This window comes from Stenotrophomonas sp. YJH_SMC_29 (assembly GCF_059371235.1).
On the sequence record NZ_JCAFUK010000003.1, the window covers coordinates 96670 to 117503 of the forward strand.

The 20834-nt window shown below is 67.4% G+C and carries 21 protein-coding genes; 5 read left to right on the forward strand and 16 right to left on the reverse strand.

Annotated elements, in window-relative coordinates; all coding sequences use genetic code 11:
* Nucleotides 1-78 precede the first annotated feature (78 nt).
* The 8 genes from AC5P9I_RS04985 to AC5P9I_RS05020 all read right to left on the reverse strand — a co-directional run bounded on the left by AC5P9I_RS04985 (nt 79) and on the right by AC5P9I_RS05020 (nt 7925).
* Entirely contained in the window at nt 79-573 is a 495-nt protein-coding gene (locus tag AC5P9I_RS04985) for a fimbrial protein (RefSeq protein WP_088476128.1), read from the reverse strand.
* Nucleotides 574-584: 11 nt separating this feature from the next.
* Nucleotides 585-1064, reverse strand: coding sequence for a fimbrial protein (locus AC5P9I_RS04990; protein ID WP_088476129.1), 480 nt, complete (start codon nt 1062-1064; stop codon nt 585-587).
* A gap of 8 nt (nt 1065-1072) precedes the next feature.
* The gene (locus AC5P9I_RS04995; RefSeq protein ID WP_176422027.1) at nt 1073-1567 is read right to left on the reverse strand and encodes a fimbrial protein; all 495 of its coding nucleotides are present in this window, start codon (nt 1565-1567) and stop codon (nt 1073-1075) included.
* A gap of 1 nt (nt 1568) precedes the next feature.
* Complete coding sequence (locus AC5P9I_RS05000) at nt 1569-2615, reverse strand: fimbrial protein (RefSeq protein ID WP_197585522.1); 1047 nt, start codon at nt 2613-2615, stop codon at nt 1569-1571.
* A gap of 5 nt (nt 2616-2620) precedes the next feature.
* A complete protein-coding gene (locus AC5P9I_RS05005) occupies nt 2621-5302 on the reverse strand; it encodes a fimbria/pilus outer membrane usher protein (protein ID WP_088476132.1) in 2682 nt (893 codons plus the stop codon).
* 41 nt (nt 5303-5343) lie between these two features.
* Nucleotides 5344-6084 carry a fimbrial biogenesis chaperone gene (locus tag AC5P9I_RS05010; protein ID WP_088476133.1) on the reverse strand — a complete coding sequence of 247 codons (741 nt, stop codon included), beginning with the start codon at nt 6082-6084 and terminating at the stop codon, nt 5344-5346.
* A 60-nt stretch (nt 6085-6144) separates the two neighbouring features.
* Nucleotides 6145-6729: a fimbrial protein gene (locus tag AC5P9I_RS05015; protein ID WP_088476134.1), complete on the reverse strand. Its 585-nt coding sequence runs from the start codon at nt 6727-6729 to the stop codon at nt 6145-6147.
* A 254-nt stretch (nt 6730-6983) separates the two neighbouring features.
* Complete coding sequence (locus AC5P9I_RS05020; protein WP_130768035.1) at nt 6984-7925, reverse strand: GlxA family transcriptional regulator; 942 nt, start codon at nt 7923-7925, stop codon at nt 6984-6986.
* 114 nt (nt 7926-8039) lie between these two features.
* Between AC5P9I_RS05020 and AC5P9I_RS05025 the strand changes: the two genes are divergently transcribed.
* Nucleotides 8040-8843 carry an SDR family NAD(P)-dependent oxidoreductase gene (locus tag AC5P9I_RS05025; protein WP_049469420.1) on the forward strand — a complete coding sequence of 268 codons (804 nt, stop codon included), beginning with the start codon at nt 8040-8042 and terminating at the stop codon, nt 8841-8843.
* A gap of 59 nt (nt 8844-8902) precedes the next feature.
* On the opposite strand, the gene AC5P9I_RS05030 is transcribed toward AC5P9I_RS05025, so the two are convergent.
* Nucleotides 8903-11548: an excinuclease ABC subunit UvrA gene (locus tag AC5P9I_RS05030; protein ID WP_235645081.1), complete on the reverse strand. Its 2646-nt coding sequence runs from the start codon at nt 11546-11548 to the stop codon at nt 8903-8905.
* 274 nt (nt 11549-11822) lie between these two features.
* Between AC5P9I_RS05030 and AC5P9I_RS05035 the strand changes: the two genes are divergently transcribed.
* Together AC5P9I_RS05035 and AC5P9I_RS05040 are read left to right on the forward strand one after the other, a co-directional pair.
* Nucleotides 11823-12077, forward strand: coding sequence for a hypothetical protein (locus AC5P9I_RS05035; RefSeq protein WP_049469414.1), 255 nt, complete (start codon nt 11823-11825; stop codon nt 12075-12077).
* Entirely contained in the window at nt 12074-12496 is a 423-nt protein-coding gene (locus tag AC5P9I_RS05040) for a low affinity iron permease family protein (RefSeq protein ID WP_049469411.1), read from the forward strand. The genes AC5P9I_RS05035 and AC5P9I_RS05040 overlap by 4 nt, the downstream gene beginning before the upstream one ends.
* Nucleotides 12497-12520: 24 nt before the next feature.
* Here the strand turns inward: AC5P9I_RS05040 and AC5P9I_RS05045 are convergent, their stop codons facing one another.
* Nucleotides 12521-14014, reverse strand: coding sequence for an FAD-dependent oxidoreductase (locus AC5P9I_RS05045; protein WP_197591000.1), 1494 nt, complete (start codon nt 14012-14014; stop codon nt 12521-12523).
* Between the two features lie 226 nt (nt 14015-14240).
* On the opposite strand from AC5P9I_RS05045, the gene AC5P9I_RS05050 reads away from it, so the two are divergent.
* Nucleotides 14241-14471, forward strand: a complete 231-nt coding sequence (locus AC5P9I_RS05050) for a hypothetical protein (RefSeq protein ID WP_049469405.1) — start codon at nt 14241-14243, stop codon at nt 14469-14471.
* Nucleotides 14472-14479: 8 nt separating this feature from the next.
* On the opposite strand, the gene AC5P9I_RS05055 is transcribed toward AC5P9I_RS05050, so the two are convergent.
* The 3 genes from AC5P9I_RS05055 to AC5P9I_RS05065 form a co-directional block, all read right to left on the reverse strand.
* A complete protein-coding gene (locus AC5P9I_RS05055) occupies nt 14480-14929 on the reverse strand; it encodes a BLUF domain-containing protein (RefSeq protein ID WP_049469403.1) in 450 nt (149 codons plus the stop codon).
* Nucleotides 14930-15065: 136 nt separating this feature from the next.
* Nucleotides 15066-17615: a DNA ligase D gene (gene ligD, locus AC5P9I_RS05060; RefSeq protein ID WP_130768034.1), complete on the reverse strand. Its 2550-nt coding sequence runs from the start codon at nt 17613-17615 to the stop codon at nt 15066-15068.
* A gap of 13 nt (nt 17616-17628) precedes the next feature.
* Complete coding sequence (locus AC5P9I_RS05065) at nt 17629-17805, reverse strand: DUF3606 domain-containing protein (RefSeq protein ID WP_064485350.1); 177 nt, start codon at nt 17803-17805, stop codon at nt 17629-17631.
* Nucleotides 17806-18053: 248 nt separating this feature from the next.
* On the opposite strand from AC5P9I_RS05065, the gene AC5P9I_RS05070 reads away from it, so the two are divergent.
* Nucleotides 18054-18551, forward strand: coding sequence for a YciE/YciF ferroxidase family protein (locus tag AC5P9I_RS05070; protein ID WP_005416567.1), 498 nt, complete (start codon nt 18054-18056; stop codon nt 18549-18551).
* 39 nt (nt 18552-18590) lie between these two features.
* Here the strand turns inward: AC5P9I_RS05070 and AC5P9I_RS05075 are convergent, their stop codons facing one another.
* Genes AC5P9I_RS05075 through AC5P9I_RS05085 form a run of 3 tightly spaced genes read right to left on the reverse strand, consistent with a single transcriptional unit; the run spans nt 18591 to nt 20549 of the window.
* A complete protein-coding gene (locus AC5P9I_RS05075) occupies nt 18591-19325 on the reverse strand; it encodes a DNA-formamidopyrimidine glycosylase family protein (RefSeq protein WP_130768033.1) in 735 nt (244 codons plus the stop codon).
* Nucleotides 19318-20085 carry a DUF72 domain-containing protein gene (locus tag AC5P9I_RS05080; RefSeq protein ID WP_103282329.1) on the reverse strand — a complete coding sequence of 256 codons (768 nt, stop codon included), beginning with the start codon at nt 20083-20085 and terminating at the stop codon, nt 19318-19320. The genes AC5P9I_RS05075 and AC5P9I_RS05080 overlap by 8 nt, the downstream gene beginning before the upstream one ends.
* On the reverse strand, nt 20082-20549 hold the full coding sequence (locus AC5P9I_RS05085) for a BLUF domain-containing protein (RefSeq protein WP_049469393.1): 468 nt from the start codon (nt 20547-20549) through the stop codon (nt 20082-20084). The genes AC5P9I_RS05080 and AC5P9I_RS05085 overlap by 4 nt, the downstream gene beginning before the upstream one ends.
* Nucleotides 20550-20834 lie beyond the last annotated feature (285 nt).

Below are 20834 nucleotides of genomic sequence, written 5' to 3' on the forward strand. Positions count from 1 at the left end.
CGCCGCTGCGCGCAGCAGCCCGGTCCTGCGCCTGAAACGCGAGGGGACGGCCTCGGTTGCCGTCCCCCACCCGCGTGATCAGTTGTACGTCATGGTTACCGTGATCGGTCGGCTGACCGTACCGGCCGATACCGTTGCGCGGCTCTGCACGAAGCGTGCGCGGAATGCGTGCGTCGCCGCAGCCGTGGCCATCTGGGCCGTTCCGCCAGGGGCGACGCGGGCCCCGCTGCTGGTGTACTGCAGCTCGACGCCGATGCCAGGCACACCCTGGAACAGCTGGGCATTGCTGGTGTCGGCGGTGCCATCGAAACGCAGGGCAACCCGGGTCACCAGCGGGTCACACTGGCTGACCACAACATTCACCGGCTGGAACGGCGAGGTATACGCGCCGGTGAACAGTGTTGCCTGATAGCTGCCCAGATTGACGTCGGCCACGGCGATGCGGCAGACGCCCGGCAGAATGGTGCCGGTGAGGTTGAACGTGGTGGTCGTCTGCGCGGCCGCGTGGCCTGCAGCGAGCAGCGAGGCCAGCGCCAGCAGGATGGGAGGCAGGCGGAGGGCGACAGTGCACATCGGCTGCAGCCTCAGTTGTAGGTGAGCGAAACGGTGATGGGACGCGTCACGCGGCCCGCGCCCACCGTTGCAGCGGACTGCCGGAAGCGCGCACGGTACGGATACACGCCGGCGGCGGTGGTGTACTGGGTACGGCCACCCGGTGCAATCGGCACGTTGACGGCACCGACCACGCGCACCAGTTCGATGCCTACGCCGGGAACCCCCTGGAACAGCGACGCGTTGCTGCTGTCGGCCGCACCGGTGAAGGTCATGGCGACCCGCAGCACCTGCGCGTCGCAGTCGCTGACGGTGCCACTGAAGTCCACATAGGCCGTGGCATAGCTGCCGGTGAACAATGACGCCTGATGGGAGCCCAGATCCACATCGGGGAATGCGACCTTGCAGACGCCTGGCAGGATTTCGCCGGACATGGTGAAGGCCTGGCTGTCCTGCGCGTGCACCGTGGCAGCGCAAAGCAGCAGGCTCAGGGAGAGAAGCGGACGGAACATGGGAGACCTCAGTTGTAGGTGACCTGGACAGTGATGGGGGTACGGATCGCACCGGCGGTGACATTGCCGGTGCGGACAAGTAATGCGCCGAGATCGAGCTGGCCTGCCGAGCCGCCGCTGGTGGGCCAGTCAAACGCGGGTTGGTTGGGTGCATACAGCGTGCCGGTGGCACTCTGCAGTCGGATGGCCAATCCCCGCACACCGCCGGTGGCCGGGATGGCAAAGTAGCTGGCATTGCTGCTGTCGGCGGTGCCGACGAAGCGGACGTGCAGCGTTCGCAGGTCGTCACTGCAGTTCTTGCGCTCCAGCACGAAGGCCACCGCGGGTGACTGCGTGCTGGTGGCGAAGTACGTTGCCTGGAACGTGCCCAGATCGACGTCCTGCACGCTCAGCTGGCAGGTCCCGGCCAGGAACCTACCGGTGAAGCGGACGGTGAGGTCCGCCGCCGCCACCGGCATGGCGGCCCCGCACAGCAGCGCCAGCAGCAGCCATCGCGCGTGCATGTCAGTAGTACTCCAGGGTAATGGTGGCGGCCCCGTTCGCCTGTCCCGATGAGGCGGCAGCGGCGTAGCGGGCATAGCGCGCACGCAGCATCAGCGTGTAGGACGCGTTGTTGGTTTCGCTCAACGCCAGCCCGGAATCACGCATGCTGCCAAAGCCCACCGACTCGTCGGCCGCGGTCCCGATCTGGATGCCGATGCCGGTGGCCGTGGTATTCACGCCGTCGCTCTGCAGCATCATCACCGAGCGGGCGCTATCCGCCACGGCCGTGACCGGATCCACGCGGAAGCGGAGGGTGTTGTCGACGCGCCCATTGGCCGTCTGTACCGTTCCCGTGGTGAGGTTGCCGCGGTAGCGGCCATAGAACGCCGGGCAATTGCTCAGCGTTACCGGTACGTTGACCCATTGTGTCCCGCTGCCGACGGTGGGGATCTCCGTCACGCGGTGATCGCCAAGATTCACCGAAACGTCTGCAGCGGTGCAGGTGCGGGCAACAATGGACAGCGAGCCCTGCACCCAACCGTTCCAGAGCTGGAGTGCGCTGTTGGCGCCGGTCATGCGGTATTCGAAGCGCGGCAGGTTCGCGCCAGTGATCGTGCCGGCCGTTATCGGTCCGGTCTTGATCAGGCTGACGTCGAAGGATTGAACAAGGTCGATCAGCGTGCCCGTGGTCACCTCCGCGGAAACCAGCATCGGAAACGGGTTGCCGCTGAACCAGACCGCCACGCCGACGCCGGGAAGATTCGTGTTGTATACGGTTCCGTAGCGCCCGTGTACGTAGCCCGAAGGCCCGTACGGAAGCGCGGTGTACTGGCGGATGCGATCGGCCCTGCCCGGTGTGCAGTAGATCTGGTTGGTGGGCCCGGCGTAATAGGTGGCCCGGTAGATTTCGGTGCCGACCGGCACATCCGGACCGACAGTGATGCTGCCACTGAGGTTGGCAATGTTGGTGAGTGTGGTGGTGCCAGCGTTGAGGCGGCAGTTCTGCGCAAGCGCAGGCGCTGCGACCATCAACAGGACAAGCGCGATCAATCGCGCGACCAGAGGCATGCGAATCACGGTGCGTTCTCCTGGAAGGTGGTGGTAACCCGGCGCGCGGGCGGCGCGTCACCGTTGGCATGGACGACGGGGGATCGGCATTGCGCGCTGAGCACGGCGTACTGGCCGCTGACAGGGCCGTCCGGAATCTGCACGTCCACCACGCACTGGTGGTCGGCGCCCTCGCCCCATTGCACCTGCACCGGCCCGGACGACTGAAGGCCACTGAGCAGCAGGCGGCTGCCCTGCCCCACCACGCCGACCGTGGCGCCGCTGGCATCGGTGGCCTCCGCGCCGAACGGTAGCGGGCGCCCGTCTTCGGTCTGCGTGTCGACCATCAGCCCACGGCTGGCGCGCGTACTGAAATCGAGCTTCACCAGCGCGCCGGCACGCGGCGCCACCGCGCGTGCGGTTTCCTGCAGCTCCACGCTGTAGCCGGCCCCTTTGGGGTCGAGCGAAATCGTGTTCAGCTGGTACGGCGTCAGGTACGGGACCACCGCAAACCCACGCCTGTCCACGCGGGATCCGCCGCTGTTCTCCACCCGCATTCCCGCCGCGCCGGGCGCGTGCACCAGCGCGACCGTGTCGCCCAGCGGCGGCGACAGGGTCAGCCCACCCGCGTGGAGCACCAGCCCGCCCGACGCGCCAAGGCCCATCTGGGTATAGCCGGGCCCCCGGCTGAGATTGGCCGCCACCTGGCCGCGGCCGCCGCGATAGCCGCCGTTGACATCCAGGGCGTTGCCACCGCCGATACGCGCCAGTGACACGCCGTAATTGACTCGGTCGTCGCGGGCCCACAGCCCGCTGGCTGACAGCTGCGTGGAGGGATCGGCATTGTCGCTGCGGGTCTGGGTGGCATTGAGCTGTGGCGCACGGGGCGTGCGCCCCAAGGGCACCGACAGCATCAGCATCAGGCGATTGTCAGCCCGCGCCATCTGTGGACGCGGCGCGGCATCCGCGCCGGGAATGCGATCCTGCAGGAAGCCCGGCATGAAATCGATCGAATCGCGCGTGCGCTGGAAGTTCAGGCTGTAGCTCAGCGACTTCCACTGGTTGCTGTAGCCCACGCTCAGGTCAAGCTGGCGGCCTGCCGTGTTCCAGAAGTCGCGCCGCGTCCCGATGACGAACAGCTGGCCTCCGCGCTCCCCCAGGCGCTGGTTGACGCTCAGGTCCATGCGGTTGCGCTGGCGCGCCACCGCGTCGATGCCAAGATCACGTGCCTGTGCGTCACGCAGGCTGGCCCAGTCGCGCACGCTCACGTAGCCACGCGTTGCATAGCGGTAGGCCGCGATGGCAAACGAGGTGCCGGTGCTGGCGATGCTTCGATTGTAGGCCACGCGAAAGCTGCTGCCGGACAGCTCAGGCAGGCCGTTTACACGGGCCTGTGACAACGACGCATCCATTGCCAGCGCACCGAATCGTGTATTGACCGCACTACCGGCCAGCACCGAGTGGTAGTTGTCGCCCACCACGGCGCCGCCGTAGGCACTGACCACATTGGACAGGCCGCGCTGGTACTGCAGCTGCAGGACGTCCGGCGCATCGAGCAGCGAGGCCTCCGCAACACGACCGGCCGCTACCGACCACCGTGACTGGCCCGGACGCAGCAGTTGCGGCACCGCCGAGTACGGTAGCGTGAACCGCCGTGAGCGGCCGTCGGCTTCGACGACTTCCACGTCGAGATCGCCGGCATACCCGGTCGGGAACAGGTCGTTGATCTCGAACGGTCCAGGTGCAACGCTGGTTTCCAGCAGGACGTTGCCACGCTGGCGCACGATCACCCGGGCGTTGGTCTCGGCGATGCCACGCACTACCGGTGCGAAACCGCGCTGTGACTGCGGCAGCATGCGGTCGTCGCTGCCCAGGCGGGCGCCACGCAGGCGCACGCTCTCGAACAGATCGCCCGCAGTGGACGTGTCGCCGACCATCAGCTGCGCCTTCCACGGCACGATGTCGTGCATCAGGTAGGCGGCCGCTGACCGGTAGCGCTGCGACTGGCTGCCACCGCGCGTCATCGCGCCCTGGTGCACCAGCTGCCAGCCCGCCACGCGGCCCGAGGCGTTCAGGCCAAGGAACCCGGAGTAGGTCGGGGCAGCGCCATTGCTGTAGCGATAGACGTTGGCGTTGTAGCCCAGCGACAGCGCCGCCACGCCGGCATCCCACTCGCTGGGGTCGACATGGCCGCGCGCTTCGCTGCGCAGGTACAGCTGCGGCACCTGCAGATCCAGCGTCTGGCTGCCTGCATCGAAGGACGCCGTGGCACCGGGCACGCGCTCGCCCAGGTCACCACAGAAGGGTTCGTCCGGCCAGGCCAGGGCCGGCTGCCGGGCCTGGTCGGCGTGCAGGCGCTCCGGCGCGATGCCGTAGCGCTTCAGCGCGGCCGGGTCCAGGCACAGCCGCGAGACGCCGTCCACCTCGCGGTAGACAATGTCCGCACGCGCTTGCCACTGGCCGTTCAGACGCACGTCCCCCCGGTAGGTGCCGGGCGCAACGTAGTCTTCCTGCGAGAACCGCTGCAGGTCCAGGCGCGAGGACGCCCCCACCGGCAGGAACGCGGCGTCGAACTCGACATCGTCCGGGCTTTCGTTGCCGGCGCTCGCGACGGCCGGGGCAAACAGGATGGCGGCCACCACACCCGGCAGGCGGGCGCGCTGGAACCGGCGGGCGCCGGCAGCCGGCGCCCGGAAACGGGCGTTCATGATGGATTCTCCGGCGGTGCGGTGCGGTGGCGGTGCGCGGCTCAGGGCTGCAACACGGCCTCGGTGGGAACCAGCGCGCCGAAGTCATTGATGACCGTAACGGCAGCCTTCAGCTGGCCCGACGGGCGCGCGCGCAGATCCTTCAGCGGGAACTCGGCCTGTGAGAACGGCGCGACCATGCCGCCGCCCTGCCCGCCCTGCTCCTGGCCGCCGACATCGAGGCTGACGTTGGCAAAGTTGACGTGGAACGGGGTCGGATTGTCGGCACGCAGAACCAGGCCGTCCTTACCGGTGTGCAGGGTCCAGCGCAGCTTCTGGTAAGCCAGCACCGGCTCCCCTGCCAGGTTCGACGGCCGGTAGAACACCTTGATGCGGGTGCGGAAGGCGAACTGCAGGATGTTGGCGCTGGCAGTGCCATTCTTCGGGGGGATTTCCAGCATGTTCAACCAGTACAGCGTTTCCCGGTCGGCCGGCAGGCCCGCGCCGGTGAACATGATGCGGGTGGTCTGCTGCTTCTTCGGGTCCAGGCGGAACACCGGTGGCGCGACCACGAAGGGGGCCTTGGCGGTATCCGGCGTGGACTGGTCATCGCCATCATCCAGCCAGACCTGGACCAGCGTCGCGCGCTCGCCTTCATTGATGAACTTGAGCGTGACTTCCTTGTCCTGCGCGGGATAGACCACGCGGGTACCGCCGATCACGACCGACGCATGGGCCGCCGGCGAAGCCAGCGCGACGAGCGACAGCAATGCAGCAGCGATGATGCGATGGAGGGCGTTCATGGGTCACCTCGGAACGGGAAAGGAAGGAGGCCGCCAGCGCCTGCCGGCGACCTCCTGCGATCAGTTGTAGACAACCTTGTAGTTGACGTACGACTGCACGAAGCCCGGGGCCGCAGCGCCACCGTTGGCGACGTACTGGCTGGCCATGTCGATCGTGGCGGTGTTGTTGGTGATGGTCACCGGATCGGTCTTGAACGACGGATCGCGCAGGTCGACCACGGCATTCTTGTACTTCACCTGGATCTGGGTGTTGGCTGCCGGCGCGTTGGCTTCCTGGTTGCGCAGGTTGCCGTTGCTGGCGTCGACCTGGCCGGCAGCCGGGTCGAAGTACAGCTCGGCGACCTTGCCATCCAGGCACGTGCCCTGGCCGGGGCCACCGATGATCAGCTGGAACGGGTGTTCACCGGCAACGTCGCCGGCCGCTGCCAGCTGGTTGGCCTGCACCGCGCTCATCGGAACGGTGACGTTGGTGGTGCCGATGGCGCCGGCGCCACCGGAAATGGTGCAGGTCAGGTCGGTGACTTCGCCGGTGAACTCGATGGTGCCCGAGCCATAGGACTGGGCGCTGGCGGCCGAAGCGGCCAGCAGCAGGCTTGCAGCGGAAGCGATCGGAATGAGCTTCATGATGGTGGTGTTCTTCTTCACAGATGTGATCCGCACGCGGGCGGCAAGAAACCACCGCCGCCGAAGCGGCGGTGGCCGGGGACGGATCGGACACTTGGGGAGAAGGTCCTGTCCGGCGAGCCGGTGCACGGCTGGCGGAGAGAATCCTAGGTAAGGCCCCCGGAGCGCTCTATCGGACCGGGCCTAGATTTGCCTGGCGTGCGCCTTCAGCGCCGCCCGGTGCGCGCGGCGTGCCTGGAACGGCCAACGACCGCCCCAGGCGCGCACGAAGAGACTCAGTCCGCCCCGCCGCGTGCGTTGCGCCGCAGCGATTGCGGGGGCTGGCCGAAGGCGCGCAGGAAGGCACGTCGCATGCGTTCGGTATCACCGAAGCCCGTTTCAGTCGCGACTTCATCCATCGTGTAACGGCTTTGCTCGATCAGCACACGCGCGGCCTCCACGCGCAGGCCCTCCACTGCCTTGGCGGGGGATTGCCCGGTTTCCTCGCGGAACGCGCGACTGAACTGGCGGGTGCTCAGATGCGCGGCCTGCGCCAGTTCTTCAACGGACAAGGTGGCGCGCAGGTTGCCGCGCGCGAAAGCCAGCGCGTTCTGGATGCGATCGGACCGCGCATCCAGCTCCAGCAGCACCGAATGCTGGGACTGCCCGCCTCCGCGGCGGTGGTAGATCACCAGCTTCCGGGCCACCGCCCTGCACAGATCCGCACCGAAGTCCTGCTCGATCATGCCAAGCGCCAGGTCCAGCCCCGCACTCATGCCGGCGGAGGTCCAGATCGGGCCATCGGTGATGAAGATGCGATCTTCCTCCACCTGCGCGGCGGGAAAGCGCTGCCTGAGCGTACGTGCGTGGAACCAGTGCGTGGTGGCGCGGCGCCCGTCCAGCAACCCCGCTTCGCCGAGAAGGAATGCGCCGGTGCACACCGACGCGGTCCGGCGCGTGCGTGCGGCCGCGTGGCGGATCGAATCGATCAGCGTGCCGCTGGACGGGGCTGGCTCCAGCAGGCCGGCCACGATCATGGTATCCAGCGGCAGCTGCGCAAGCGGCGCTGTCTGCATGGCCATGCCCAGCGAGCTGGGCACCAGCCCGCCCTGTTCGGACAGCATGTGCAGATCGTAAAGGCGCGCGCCTTCGGTGGCATTGGCCAGTTCGAAGGCGGACGCTGCGGCGATCGCCATGGTCTGGAATCCGGCCGGCAGGTCACATCCAACACTGAGCATGGCGGGTTTTCCGGCGTGACCTGAAACGAGGTATATACGACATTTACGCCCTGCACAAGCCAGCCTAGAGTCTGCCCTGACCCCGGCGACCCCCGCCGGTTTGGACCGACTCCTGTGAACGACCCTACCCATCACGGCACCGCCCTCATCACTGGCGCATCGTCCGGCATCGGGGCGATCTATGCCGATCGCCTGGCCCACGCCGGCCATGACCTGATCCTGGTCGCGCGACGCGGCGACCGCCTGCGCCAACTGGCCGAAGCGCTGGCCCGCAGTAGCGGCCGCACGGTGGACATCGTCGCCGCGGACCTGACCACCTCCGACGGGCGTGCCGAGGTTGAAAAGGTCATTCAAGGCCGAGCGGACATCCAGGTGCTGGTCAACAATGCCGGCATCGGCGCTACGGCGCCCCTGCTGCAGTCGGACATCGGCGAAATGGAGCGCCTGATCACGCTCAACGTGAACGCCGCGATGCGCCTGGCCTACGCCGCAGCGCCGGTGTTTGTGGCCCGTGGCCGGGGCACGATCATCAACATCGCCTCCATCGTCGCGCTGGCACCGGAGCTGCTCAACGGGGTCTACGCGGGAAGCAAGGCGTTCCTGCTGGCGTTCTCGCAGTCGCTCCACCATGAACTGGCCGACAAGGGCGTGCGTGTCCAGGTTGTCCTGCCGGGTGCCACCGCAACGGACTTCTGGCACCTTTCCGGCCTGCCGGTGGAGCACCTGCCACAGGGCATCGTGATGAGCGCCGAAGCGATGGTGGACGCGTCGCTGGCCGGCCTGGCACAGGGTGAAGTCGTGACCATTCCCGCGCTTCCGGACATCGCTGAGTGGGACGCCTTCGAGCACGCACGCAAGGCGATGGCACCGGGCCTTTCGCGCGCGCAGCCGGCGCAGCGCTATCTGGGTGGCGCCTGATCAGCGAACGCGTTGCAGCCGCCCGGCGTGGCGCAGTGCGCTGGCCGGGCATGGCGTCGCTACAGCGCCAGTTCCCTGGCGAGGAACGGCGCTGTCCTGCTGCCCTTGGCGCGGGCCACCTGGCGTGGCGTACCCTTCGCCACGATGGCGCCGCCCGCGCCGCCTGCGCCCGGGCCGACGTCAATCACCCAGTCGGCCTGTGCGACGGAACGCATGTCGTGCTCGATCATCACCACGGTGTTTCCCGCGTCCACCAGCCGCTGCAACTGCACCAGCAGCCTGTCTGCGTCCAACGCATGCAGGCCGGTGGTGGGTTCGTCCAGCACATAGAGCGTGCGACCGCGTTGGCTGCGCTGCAGCTCGGTCGCCAGCTTGATGCGCTGCGCCTCGCCCCCTGAAAGCTCCGTGGCCGGCTGGCCGAGCCTGAGATAGCCCAGGCCGATCTCCTGCAGCAGCTGCAGCGGCCGGGCGATGGCGTCTTCACCGGCGAAGAATGCCTGTGCCTGGTCGACCGTCATCTGCAGGACCTCGGCGATGTTGCGGCCGTTCCAGAGCACCTTCAGCGTGGCCTCGTTGTAGCGGGCACCATGGCAGGCCGGGCACGGCGCATAGACGCTGGGCATGAACAGCAGTTCGACACTGACGAATCCCCCGCCTTCGCAGGTCTCGCACCGGCCCTTGGCCACGTTGAACGAGAAGCGGCCGGCGTCAAAGCGGCGACGTCGCGCGTCCGGGGTCGCGGCGAACAGCTTGCGCACGTGATCGAACAGGCCCGTGTAGGTGGCCAGGTTGGACCGGGGCGTGCGACCGATCGGTTTCTGGTCCACCTGCACCACGCGCTGGATGGCGTCCACATCGCCGGCCAGCTGGCCCCGGGTAGCCTCGATCACCGTGGGTCCCTCGGCCGGCGCGCTGTCGGCGCTGTCGTCCACCGGCTCGTGCCCCAGGTGCAGCAGCATCAGCTCAGGCAGGGCCTGCGCCATCAGGCTGGACTTGCCCGAGCCGGAAATGCCGGTCACCGCGGTCAGCACTCCCAGCGGCACCTGCGCGTCCACGCCCTGCAGGTTGTGGCGGTGGATGCCTTTGAGCTCCAGCCAGCTGCCGGCGCTACGTTGCCGGCTGGCAGGCGCAGGCACCTGGTCGAACAGGTACTGCGCGGTGCGCGACGCCTCGATGCCGCGCAGGCCGTCGGGCTTGCCACTGTAGAGTACCCGCCCGCCGTGCTCGCCCGCCTGCGGCCCCACGTCCACCAGCCACTGTGCACGCCGCATCAGTTCCAGATCGTGCTCAACGACGAACACCGAGTTGCCTCCATCGCGCAGGCGGTCCAGCGCGTCGTACAGCGCCTGGCTGTCGGCAGGATGCAGGCCCGCTGAGGGCTCATCGAGCACGTACAGCACGCCGAACAGCAGGGAACTGAGCTGCGTGGCCAGCCGCAGGCGCTGCAGCTCGCCGGCCGACAGCGTGGGCGTGGCGCGGTCCAGCGAGAGGTAGCCCAGGCCCAGGTCGCGCAGCTGCCGCACACGTGCCATGACGCCGCCAGCCAGCCGCTGTGCCGCCAGGCGCTTTTCTTCGGACAGGGCCGAGGTCAACAGCACGTCGGGGGCGCCTTCGTGGGTCGCGTGGCCACGCGCTGCGCGCTTCGCGCGATCGCGGGGCGTCGCACTCCTGCGCGTGCGTGCGCCGTGGCCGTGTGTACTGAAGTCACCCTGCGCAATGGGCTCGAGCAGCCCGGCCAGTTGATCCAGCGGCAGCCGCATGAATTCACCGATGTCCAGACCGGCAAAGGTGACCGAAAGCGCTTCGGGCTTCAGGCGCTTGCCCTGGCAGGCGGGGCACAGCTTGCCTTCCATGTAGCGCGATACACGCTTGCGCATCAGCGCGCTCTGGGTAGTGGCGAAGGTGTGCAGCACGTAGCGGCGGGCGCCGGTATAGGTGCCCATGTAGCTGGGTTCCAGCTTGCGCTTGAGTGCAGCACGCGTCTCGGCAGGCGTGAAGCCGGCATAGACGGGCACGGTCGGCGTGTCCTCGGTGAACAGGATCCACTCCCGGTCCTTCTTCGGCAGCTTCTTCCACGGCACGTCGATGTCGTAGCCCAGGGTAACCAGGATGTCGCGCAGGTTCTGGCCATGCCAGGCCGGCGGCCAGGAGGCGATGGCGCGCTCGCGGATGCTCAGCGACGGGTCCGGCACCATCAGCGCTTCGGTCACTTCGTAGACGTGGCCCAACCCATGGCAGGTGCTGCAGGCCCCCTGCGGCGTGTTGGGCGAGAAGTCCTCGGCGTACAGCATGGGCTGATGGGCCGGGTACGCGCCTGCACGCGAATACATCATGCGTACCAGGCTGGACAGCGTGGTCACGCTGCCCACCGATGAACGTGCGCTGCTGGCACCACGCTGCTGCTGCAGGGCCACCGCCGGCGGCAGGCCGTCGATGGCATCCACGTCGGGCACGCCCGCCTGGTCGATCAGGCGGCGCGCATAGGGTGCGACGGATTCAAAATAGCGGCGCTGGGCTTCGGCGAAGATCGTGCCGAACGCCAACGATGACTTGCCGGACCCGGACACCCCGGAGAACACCACCAGGGCGTTGCGCGGAATGGAAACATCGACATGCTTCAGGTTGTGCTCGCGCGCGCCGCGGACCTCGATGCAGCCGCTGGCCGCGGCCGCACATGACGATTCGCCAAAGGGAGTGTGGGACATCTTCGTGATCCTGCTGGCAGTGAGCGGCACGCGCAACGGCGCACCGAGGCCCCATTGTCGCCGCGACGGGGTGAACGGGGTGAGGATCCTTCACTCCCGTTCTGCTCGGCAGCAGCGCGTCGCGGATCCCCGACCCCGCACTGCGCCTGATTGTTAACGCCTGTTGGCTGAAGGGTTGACGTCACGTTGCCGCGTCGTTGATGGGGCCGCTCACGGCCCGGTTCCTATGCTTGGCGCGCCACTTCCACAGTGGCGCTCAACCTGGAGATGCATCATGCAACGCGATCAGAAAGACCTGCCCCACCCGGACCCGGAAGCACAGCGCACCGATCGGGTCAGCCCGCTTCAGGCCAAGCTGCATAACCACCGCAATCATGAAGAGGCGTTGCAGGAGACGTTCCCGGCTAGCGACCCGATCTCGCCCTTCGTCGCGGCCCCGACGCCCGATGAGCAGGCCGCGCGCCTGGGCGAGCGGGTCAAACTGCCAGACCGCCGGACGGATGAGGAGGCCGGCGGAGGTGAGCAGTGATTCGGCGCGGCTTTGCGCGCGTCGCGGCGGCCACGGCGCGGTTGTCCGGCAGTCTTGGGGCGTTCGTCGCGGCACTGGGGGTGATCATCGCCTGGGCCGCCAGCGGGCCGGCCTTCCACTTCAATGACACCTGGCAGCTGGTGGTCAACACGGGCACCACCATCGTGACGTTCCTGATGGTGTTCCTGATCCAGCATACGCAGAACGCCGACACCGCTGCACTGCACATCAAGCTGGATGAGCTGATCCGGGTCAGCAAGGACGCCAACCAGGAGCTGCTGAACCTGGAATCGATGGAGCCGGCCCATCTTGAAGAAATACGCCAGCGCTACGAGGCACTGGCGAAGACCGCTGCAGACATCAAGTCCAAGAAGGAGCGCTGCATGCCCTGCGAAGCGGATGCAGCCGCCGAAGCCTGAGGCAACCGCTGCGGCCCAATCGGCCTACAGCGATGCCGGTGTGAGGCCCTGCGTGGCGGGGCCTTCCAGCAGCGCCCCGGTGGCGGAAAAGCGGCTGCCGTGGCACGGGCAGTCCCAGGTGCGTTCATGGCCATTCCATTGGACGACGCACTTGAGGTGCGGGCACAGCGCCGACATTGCGTGCAGCTGGCCGTCATCATCGCGATAGACCGCGGTGCGCTCTCCGTCCACGTCCAGCAGCCCACCGCACCCGCGGCCCAGCTCGCTGGGAGCGCGCGACGGCGCCGTTGCAAGGCGATCGCCCACCATGTGCCGCGCGACCGTGGCGTTGGTGCGGGCCCAGCCTGCAGCCGAGCGCAGCGGAGTAAAACGCATCGGGCTGAGCAGCTGCTCGATCTCGCTGGTCGTTCCGGTGATCCCCTGCGTGATCGCGCGCGCGGCCACGCCCGCCCAGGTCAAGCCGTCCGGCCCATAGCCGGTAGCGACCCATACATTGTCGTGCGCGCTGCTGCCGATGTAGGGCAGCTGATCCGCAGCCCGGAACTGCTGCGCGGACCAGCACAGCGGCTCGCCCTGCACGCTGAAGTTGCGGCGCGCGTCGGCGATCAGCTGTTGGGCCGGGTCCATCGCCGGGGTTTCGCCGGTGCGGTGCGTCTCACCGACCAGCACCAGCCAGTCGCGGCCATCAGCGCCATGCACCCCGCGCAGCGAGCGGTGCCGGTCGGCGATCCAGTGAATGCCTGCCGCAGGCGGATTGGCCACCGGTACGGCTACGCCGTACTCGCGGTACACCTCCATCTCGGCCTGCACCAGGTTGAATCCTGCTGGCGAATGGGTGGCGAGCACAAAGTGCTTGGCATGGATGCGGGCGCCAGGGGCCGTCGCAACGCCCGCCGAGGCCTCGATGCGGGTGATCCGCGTCCCGTCGTGGATGCGCACGCGGCCCACCAGATGACGGGCCAATTCCCTGCAGAACGCCGCCGGATCGAACTGCGCCTGGTCGGCAACTCGGAAGGCGTGACCCAAGGCGAACGGCAGCCCGGATTGGCGGTGCTCGCAATGCAGGCCGACGCGTTGGTAGGCCTGGAGCTCGCGCTCGAACTGTGCCGTGACCTCGCGCGAACGCTCCTGCATGCCGTACTGCATCGCCACGCGCTCGAAACCACAGCGCAGATCGTAGCGGTGCACCAGTGCTTCGATGGCGCGCAGCGCGTGTTGCCGCCACTGCACGACACGGCGTGCCGTGTCACCGCCCCAACGCGCGATCAGGTCTGCCAGCCGCGAGACGGGAGCGTAAAGATTGCCGGTCGACATCACCGTGTTTCGCCCGCCGATCGGGCCGGCGTCGACCACCACCACGTCCAGGCCACTGTCGGCCAGGCGGGCGGCGGTCAACAGGCCGGTCATGCCTGCACCGACCACCAACACGTCCGCCTGCGTGGTCCCGGCCAGGGGGCGGAAGCCGTGCGGATCGGAATCCGCTGACCACAAGCTTGCACGCGGGAATGGGTCGGTCATGAAATCGATCCTTGTCAGGTTCAGCGGAGAGCCTTTCCTGATACGCCCTGCCGGGTGAAACAACGGTGGCGTGCCCGTGCAGGCAATGCTCACGCACCTGGCAGGGCCGCGGCGGGCATCAAGACCGCGTGAGTGCGGCATGGACGCGATGCCTGCGTCGCCGGTGCGAACCGCGACCATCGGCTTGCAGCAGGGTCGCTAACGTGGCTGCACGGAGGATCAGGCAGTGAGCACGCACCTGGAAATCGACCTGATGATCGCGCAACTGGAGGAAATGCTGCCCACCTGGGCAGCGTTCTATCCCGAGCCGCAGTTCATCCTCATGCTCGCCGAGGCACTGGACTACATTGCAGCCAGTGCGGACCCGGATGCCCGCCTGTATTGCGTGATGCGCACCGGGCACCTCGACTCGTGCAGCGGCGAGATTCCCTGGGCAGCGCGCTATGGCGGGCGATAGACCGAACCTCAGGCCGCGATGGCGTAGGGCTCGACCAACCTGGCCAGGACATTCATCGCCGTCTCAGCCACCCCGTCGTCGTCGCCATGCTGCACAAATCCCAGCCAGTCTGCGCAGGCCAGGCGCTTCAACTCCGCCGGTTGTGTCGGCAGCCAGCGCATCGGCCAGAATGGCAGACGCCGGTTACCCACCCTGCCGCGCTGCAACTCGATCAGCCCTGTATGGCTGGTAGCGCCGAGTACCCGCGAGTACGCCACGCGCAAGCCGTCCTCGGGCCCCTCCATGTACTGCAGGAAGCGGCTGCCATCGAACAGCAGGACCCCGGTGACGCCGGCGTTCCGGTTGAAGCGGGCGGCATCGTCGACCAGATCGTCCAGTTTGCCGCTGCGCAGGCCCAACGGGTCACCGGCCACGGCTGGGCCCGCTTCACTTACGTATGCGACTGCCCTGATAGGCATTGGCTGCTCCGGTAGCGAATCCCCCCAGATTCCGTATTGCAAGCATAGGCCAACCACGCCGACGAAATGTTCCGGCCCTGTGTATTCTGCGAATGGGTCGGCTTCTGGCAGACAAACGGTATGCAGCGCGGCCCGGCTACGGGTCGGCCTGTGCCCATCGCGCGAGATTCTGCTTCACTCCCGCGATGCCGGCCCAAGGATCCTTGCGTCGCCGCCTGAGCTTTGCGGGCACGTCCTTGATTGTGAACGCATCGGCGCGCTGGAGTTTCGACAGATCGCCCCAGGCGATCGGCAGCGCCACCGGCGCGCCCGGCCGGGCACGCAACGAATAGGACGCGACCGCCGTTGCACCGCGCCCATTGCGCAGATAGTCGACGAAGATCCGCTTGTTGCGCAGGCTCTTGGTGGCGGTTGCCAGGAACCGCTGCGGTTCGGACTGTGCCAATGCATCGGCGAAACCCTTCGCAAAACGCTTGGTCAGGTCCCAATCGCACCCTGGGTTGAGCGGCACGACCACGTGCAGGCCCTTGCCGCCGGAGACGCGCAGGAACGATTCCAGCTCCAGCTGCGCCAGCAGTTCTCGGATGTCGGTTGCCGCTTTCTTGACTTCGGCAAAGGGAACATCCGGTCCGGGATCCAGATCGAACACCACCCGGTCGGCCCTGTCGGGCGCCTCGGCGTGGCTGCCCCAAGGGTGGAACTCCAACGCGTTGAACTGCACCAGTTCAAGCAGGCTGGCTGCGTCCCGCATCACCAGGTAATGGGCGTTGATGCCGCTTTCCTCCTTCAGCCTTACCGAATCGACCAGCGCCAGCCCTGCCGTATGGTGTTTCTGGAAGAAGCAGGGTTTTGCGGTGCCACTGGGGCATCGGATGATCGACAGCGGACGATCAATCACTTCGGGCAGCAGGTGCTCCATCACTGCCGCGTAGTAATCCCATACATCCTGCTTGGTGTAACCGTCGCCGGGAAACAGGATCTTGCCGGGAGAAGACAGCCCGGGTGGCGCGCGGTCCGCTGCCGGCGCCCTTTCCACCTGGCGCCTCCGCCGCGAGGGCGCATGCGACCGCCCTGCGGCCGGGACCGTTCCGGCGCGGTCGGAATCGGCGAGGTCGGCGACGTCCTTGTCCGTCCGCACCGCCTTCAGCGACGCTTGGCGCAACAGCTGCTGCCCACCGATCCCGCGGTAGAAGACCTCGACCACGAAACGCGGTTCGAACCAGGTCGCGGCGCGCAGGTCGGTGTCCTGCGTGGGCACATGCGCGGTCGGCCTGCCGCCGCCGCCGCCCTTGATGCGCTTGCTGATGTCGCCAATCAGTTCATCCGAGAACCCGGACCCGACGCGACCGGCGTAGAGCCAGCCATGCGTTGCGTCTGGCCGGGCCAGCAGCAGCGAACCAAAGCCGGTGCGGCTGCCCTTGGGTGCGGTGTAGCCCACCACCGCGAACTCGTCGCTGGCCAGCTGCTTCGTCTTGCGCCAGTCCTCGCTGCGGCCGCTGTGGTAGCTGCGATCGCCGCGCTTGGAAATGATGCCCTCGAAGTGCTGCTCACCGGCCAGGCGGTAGGCCTCCTCACCCTCTCCCTGCACATGCGAACTGAAGGCCAGGGGACTGCCCCGCCCCTCAAGCAGCGATTGCAGCAAGGCCTTGCGTTCCAGCAGGGGCGCATCGGCGACGTCCACGCCATCAAGATGCAGCAGGTCGAACAGTGCATACGTCAGGACGCCCTGCTTCTCGCCGGAAAGCGTCGCCTGGAGCAGGTTGAAGTCCTCCTTGGTGCCGGCGCCGGCGATCAGCTCGCCGTCCAGCGCCGCCGACGTCAGGCCCAGGGCCGCGACTGCGTCACGTATCTCGGGAAGCTTGTCGGTCCATTCCAGCGCGTTCCGTGACCACAGCTGCACGTTGCCCTCGACGACAGTGGCAAGGATCCGGTATCCGTCCCATTTGATCTCGTGGACCCACTGCTCGCCCTGGGGCGGCGCCTCTCCCAGCCTGGCCAACTGCGGTTCGAACGGCCCGGATGGCGCCGCTGCCCTCCTTGCCCTGCTGAGCGCAAGGGCCTTCTTCGACCAGTTCTTTCGCCGGGTGCGTGTGGCAGGCACCGCCGTCAGCCGCTTCTTCGCGGCCTTGCCGGCCCCGGCGCGCTTCAGATCCTCCGGTGGCGGCGCAGCGACATCGGCCAGCAGGTCGTCTGCCTCAAGGTCGCTGGCGAAGGCATCGTCCTCCTTGAACAGCAGCCACTGCGGCTGGCGCGCGGACTTTCCCGACCGAACCAGATGCCAGCCGCCTTTCAGCTTGGTACCGAACAGTTCGAAGCGAAGATGGCCCTTGGCCAGTTGGGCTTCCGGATCGCCCTGCGTGGCCCATACACCATGGTCAAACTGGGCGACATGGCCGCCGCCGTACTGGCCCTTGGGAATTTCACCCTCGAACGCCGCGTAGTCCACCGGGTGGTCTTCCACTTCCACCGCCATGCGCTTGACCTTCGGGTCGTAACTGGGGCCCTTCGGCACGGCCCAGCTCTTCAGCGCATCGCCAACCTGCAGGCGGAAGTCATAGTGCCTGCGGCTGGCATGATGCAGCTGCACCACGAAAATGGCGCGCTGGCCTTTCGGCAGCGTCTTGCCCGGCTCGGGCTCCTGGGTCTGGTCAAAACGACGCTTGCGGCGATACTCGACCAGCGACATGGCCAGCTCCGCGCTATTTGCCCAGGTGCTTGCGGACAGCAACCGCCGTGGGCCCGACCGCCGCGACGGCCGCGCGAAGCTCTTCGGCGGACACGCCCAGCGTCGTGGTCCAGTACCGCAGTTCGTAATCCTCATTGACGTTGATGCGGTCCCGGTCCGGGCTGCCGGCGTTGTTCTTGTCATCGCTCATTGGGAGTCTCCAGCGTGATCGGGGGTGGACTGACCGTACCGGCCATTCCATGCGCACGGAGCGATGCCGCTGTGAAGCCATGGCGAAGGCCGCCGGCACGGCGCTGCACCCCTGCGCGAAAGACGCCGCTTCGTGAAGGCAGCGCGCAGGGTCCGCGGGGGCGTTCACATGCCGCCTTCACTCCTTCCCCGCCTGATCGCAACCGGCCAGACCCTACGCTGGCTACTCCACTCACTGCGGAGCCCAGTATGGCTATCAAGACGGCGGAAGACCTGTTCATCCACGAGCTCTCGGACATCTACAGCGCCGAGAAGCAGCTGACCAAGGCGCTTCCGCGCCTGGCCCGTGCGGCCGAGAATCCGGATCTGGCGGCAGCGTTCGAAACACACCTGGAGGAGACCCAGGGGCAGATCGAACGCATCGACCAGGTGGTCGAGGTGCTCGGCATCCGCCTGAAGCGCATCAAGTGCGCGGCGATGGAAGGCTTGGTCGAGGAAGGCAAGGAGGTGATCGACAGCATCGACAAGGGGCCGGTGCGCGACGCTGCCCTGATCGGTGGCGCGCAGAAGGTCGAGCATTACGAAATTGCCTCCTACGGCACCATCGCCGCGCTGGCCAAGCAGCTGGGCTACAAGGATGCCCTGCCGTTGCTGCTGGAGACGCTGGAGGAAGAAAAGGCGACCGACGAGAAGCTGACCCTGCTGGCCAAGGGCGGCGGCAATGCCAAGGCCGCGCAGGCCGCCTGAGTCGCATCGCACGCCCCGCGGCTGCCACGGAAGGCGGCCTCAGGGTGGGTAGAGCACCTGGTCGTTTGGACAGAAGAACGTGCGCCGCCGCGTTGTACCCATGTACAGCTTTCTGATCGGGCCACCACAGAGCGGGCACACCTTGCGCGTGTGCACCTGCCAGTGCTTCTTCAACTCGAAGCGCCGTTTCCACTCCAGGAAGTCGAAGCTGTAGGCACGGGCCTGGGTGATCAGGGCGGTGAGCCTGCGCGGTGGCAGGTCGCCCAGTCGCGTGGCCGGATGCACGCCGATCCGGAACAGCACCTCATTCTTGATGATGTTGCCGACGCCGGCGAAGATCGTCTGGTCCAGAAGCGCATCACAGACCAGGGTGTCCGGCAGTGCCTTCAGCTTGCGCCGGGCCAGTCTTGGATCCCAGGCGTCGTTCATCACATCCGCCCGCCAGTCGTAGACGTCGTCCAACGGCTCGTCGATCATCCGCACCGAACACGCATAGAAATTCAGTTCGCCGTTGTCGAATGCCAGCGACACCCGTGCAGGGGTCGGCTTCCGTTCGTCGATGCGCCAGCTGCCGAACATCATCAGATGGATGCGCAGCGTGACCTGGCTGAACTCCAGCAAGAAGTGCTTCCCCCAGCTGCAAATCGCCTTGACCCTGCGTCCCTGCAGCGGTGACAGGTCGATGCGGCTGTTGCCGGAGACGCCGCGCACGACGTGACCCTTGAAGTGGCTGGCGGCCTCGCGCAGCAGGACAATGGAGGGGCCCTCAGGCATTCGCGTTCTCCTGCAGCAGTGCCTGCAGGTGCAGGGCGTTGCCGGTGGCGTGGCCCAGCGCGGTGTTGTCCAGTACGCACCAGGCACGGCGCTGTGCGGCGGCTTCGCGATGCAGGTGCTGGGCCAGCCCCGCCAGCGCCTGTTCGCTGTAGGCGCTGCGATAGATCTGCGGCTGCCCGTGCCAGCGCCAGTAGCTCCACGTGCGGTCACCGCCCGGGACCGCTGCTGCGGGTACCCGGGCCGGGTCAGCCGCGACCCGTGCGATGCCATGGTCGCTCAGCAGCGCATCGACGTCCGCAGTGAACCAACTGGGATGGCGCGGTTCGCAGGCGACATCAACCGAGGTGCGTGCGCGCAGTCCGTGCAGGAATTCGGTCACGGTTGCCGGCTCATACGCCAGGCTGGGCGGCAGCTGGAGCAGCAGCGGGCCCAGCCTGTCCCCCAGCGCCATCACGCCATCGAGGAACAGCGCCAGCGGCTGCATCGTGTCGCGCAGCCGGCGTTCATGGCTGATCACGCGTGGCAGTTTCACCGCGAAGCGGAAACCCGCGGGCACGCTGGCCGCCCAACGGGCGTAGGTCGCCGCCTGGTGCGGGCGGTAGAACGAGGAATTGATCTCCACCATCGACAGGCGGGTGGCATAGCGCTGCAGCACGCTGTCGCCTGCGCCGAACGCCGCCTGCGCCGCCCGCGACAGCGACCAGCCTGCGCAGCCGATGCGTACCTGTCCTGGCGTGCCCGGGGCATCGGCTGCGCTCATCGTGCCACCGGTCCGTCCGGTTCCAGCAACCGGCCATCGCCGGCACCTGCCGGCGCCTGCGCCACCGATTGCAATCGATCAAGCGCACTGGTGCCAGGCGCGAGCGCGGAGGCGCTGCGCACGAAGCCGGTCCAGTCGGAAATCGCGATCTTCCCCAGCGCCAGCTCATCCACGCGCACGCTGTGCATGCGCCAGTGCGGGAACTGCCGCCGCCCCACCCTGCCCCGGTTGAGTTCGACCAGTCCGTTGTGGCTGCTGGCCGCCAGGATGCGGGTGTACGCCGCGCCGACACCGGCCTCCGGGCCTTCGAGGTATTGCAGGAAGCGCGTGCCGTCGAACAGGAGGACGCCGGTCACATCAACCGACTCGTTGAACAGCATCGCGTCCGTGACAAGCTGCTGCAGCCGCTCTGCAGTCAGGTTTCGGGTGGCTTCACTTACATAGGCAATGGCACGAAGAGGCATGACAGCACCGGGTTGTTGCAGATGGCTCTACCTTAGCGAGGCCGATCAAACGCGTGGTGACACTGGCGTGGAGGCGGCGTTGAACCTGGACGTGCCAACGCCGCGCTGCGTTGACACCCGGCAACGGCACCACGGCCGGCATGCCGTGTCGCCTGCTGACGGATGTCCTTTCGTGGAGAACGCATGAGGAAGCACGCGCCTGTGCATGACACGACGTTGGCGGTGGTGCCACCGCCGTCTAGCGGCGGATCTGGAAGATGGTCGCTGCCGCCAATCGGGCGGCTC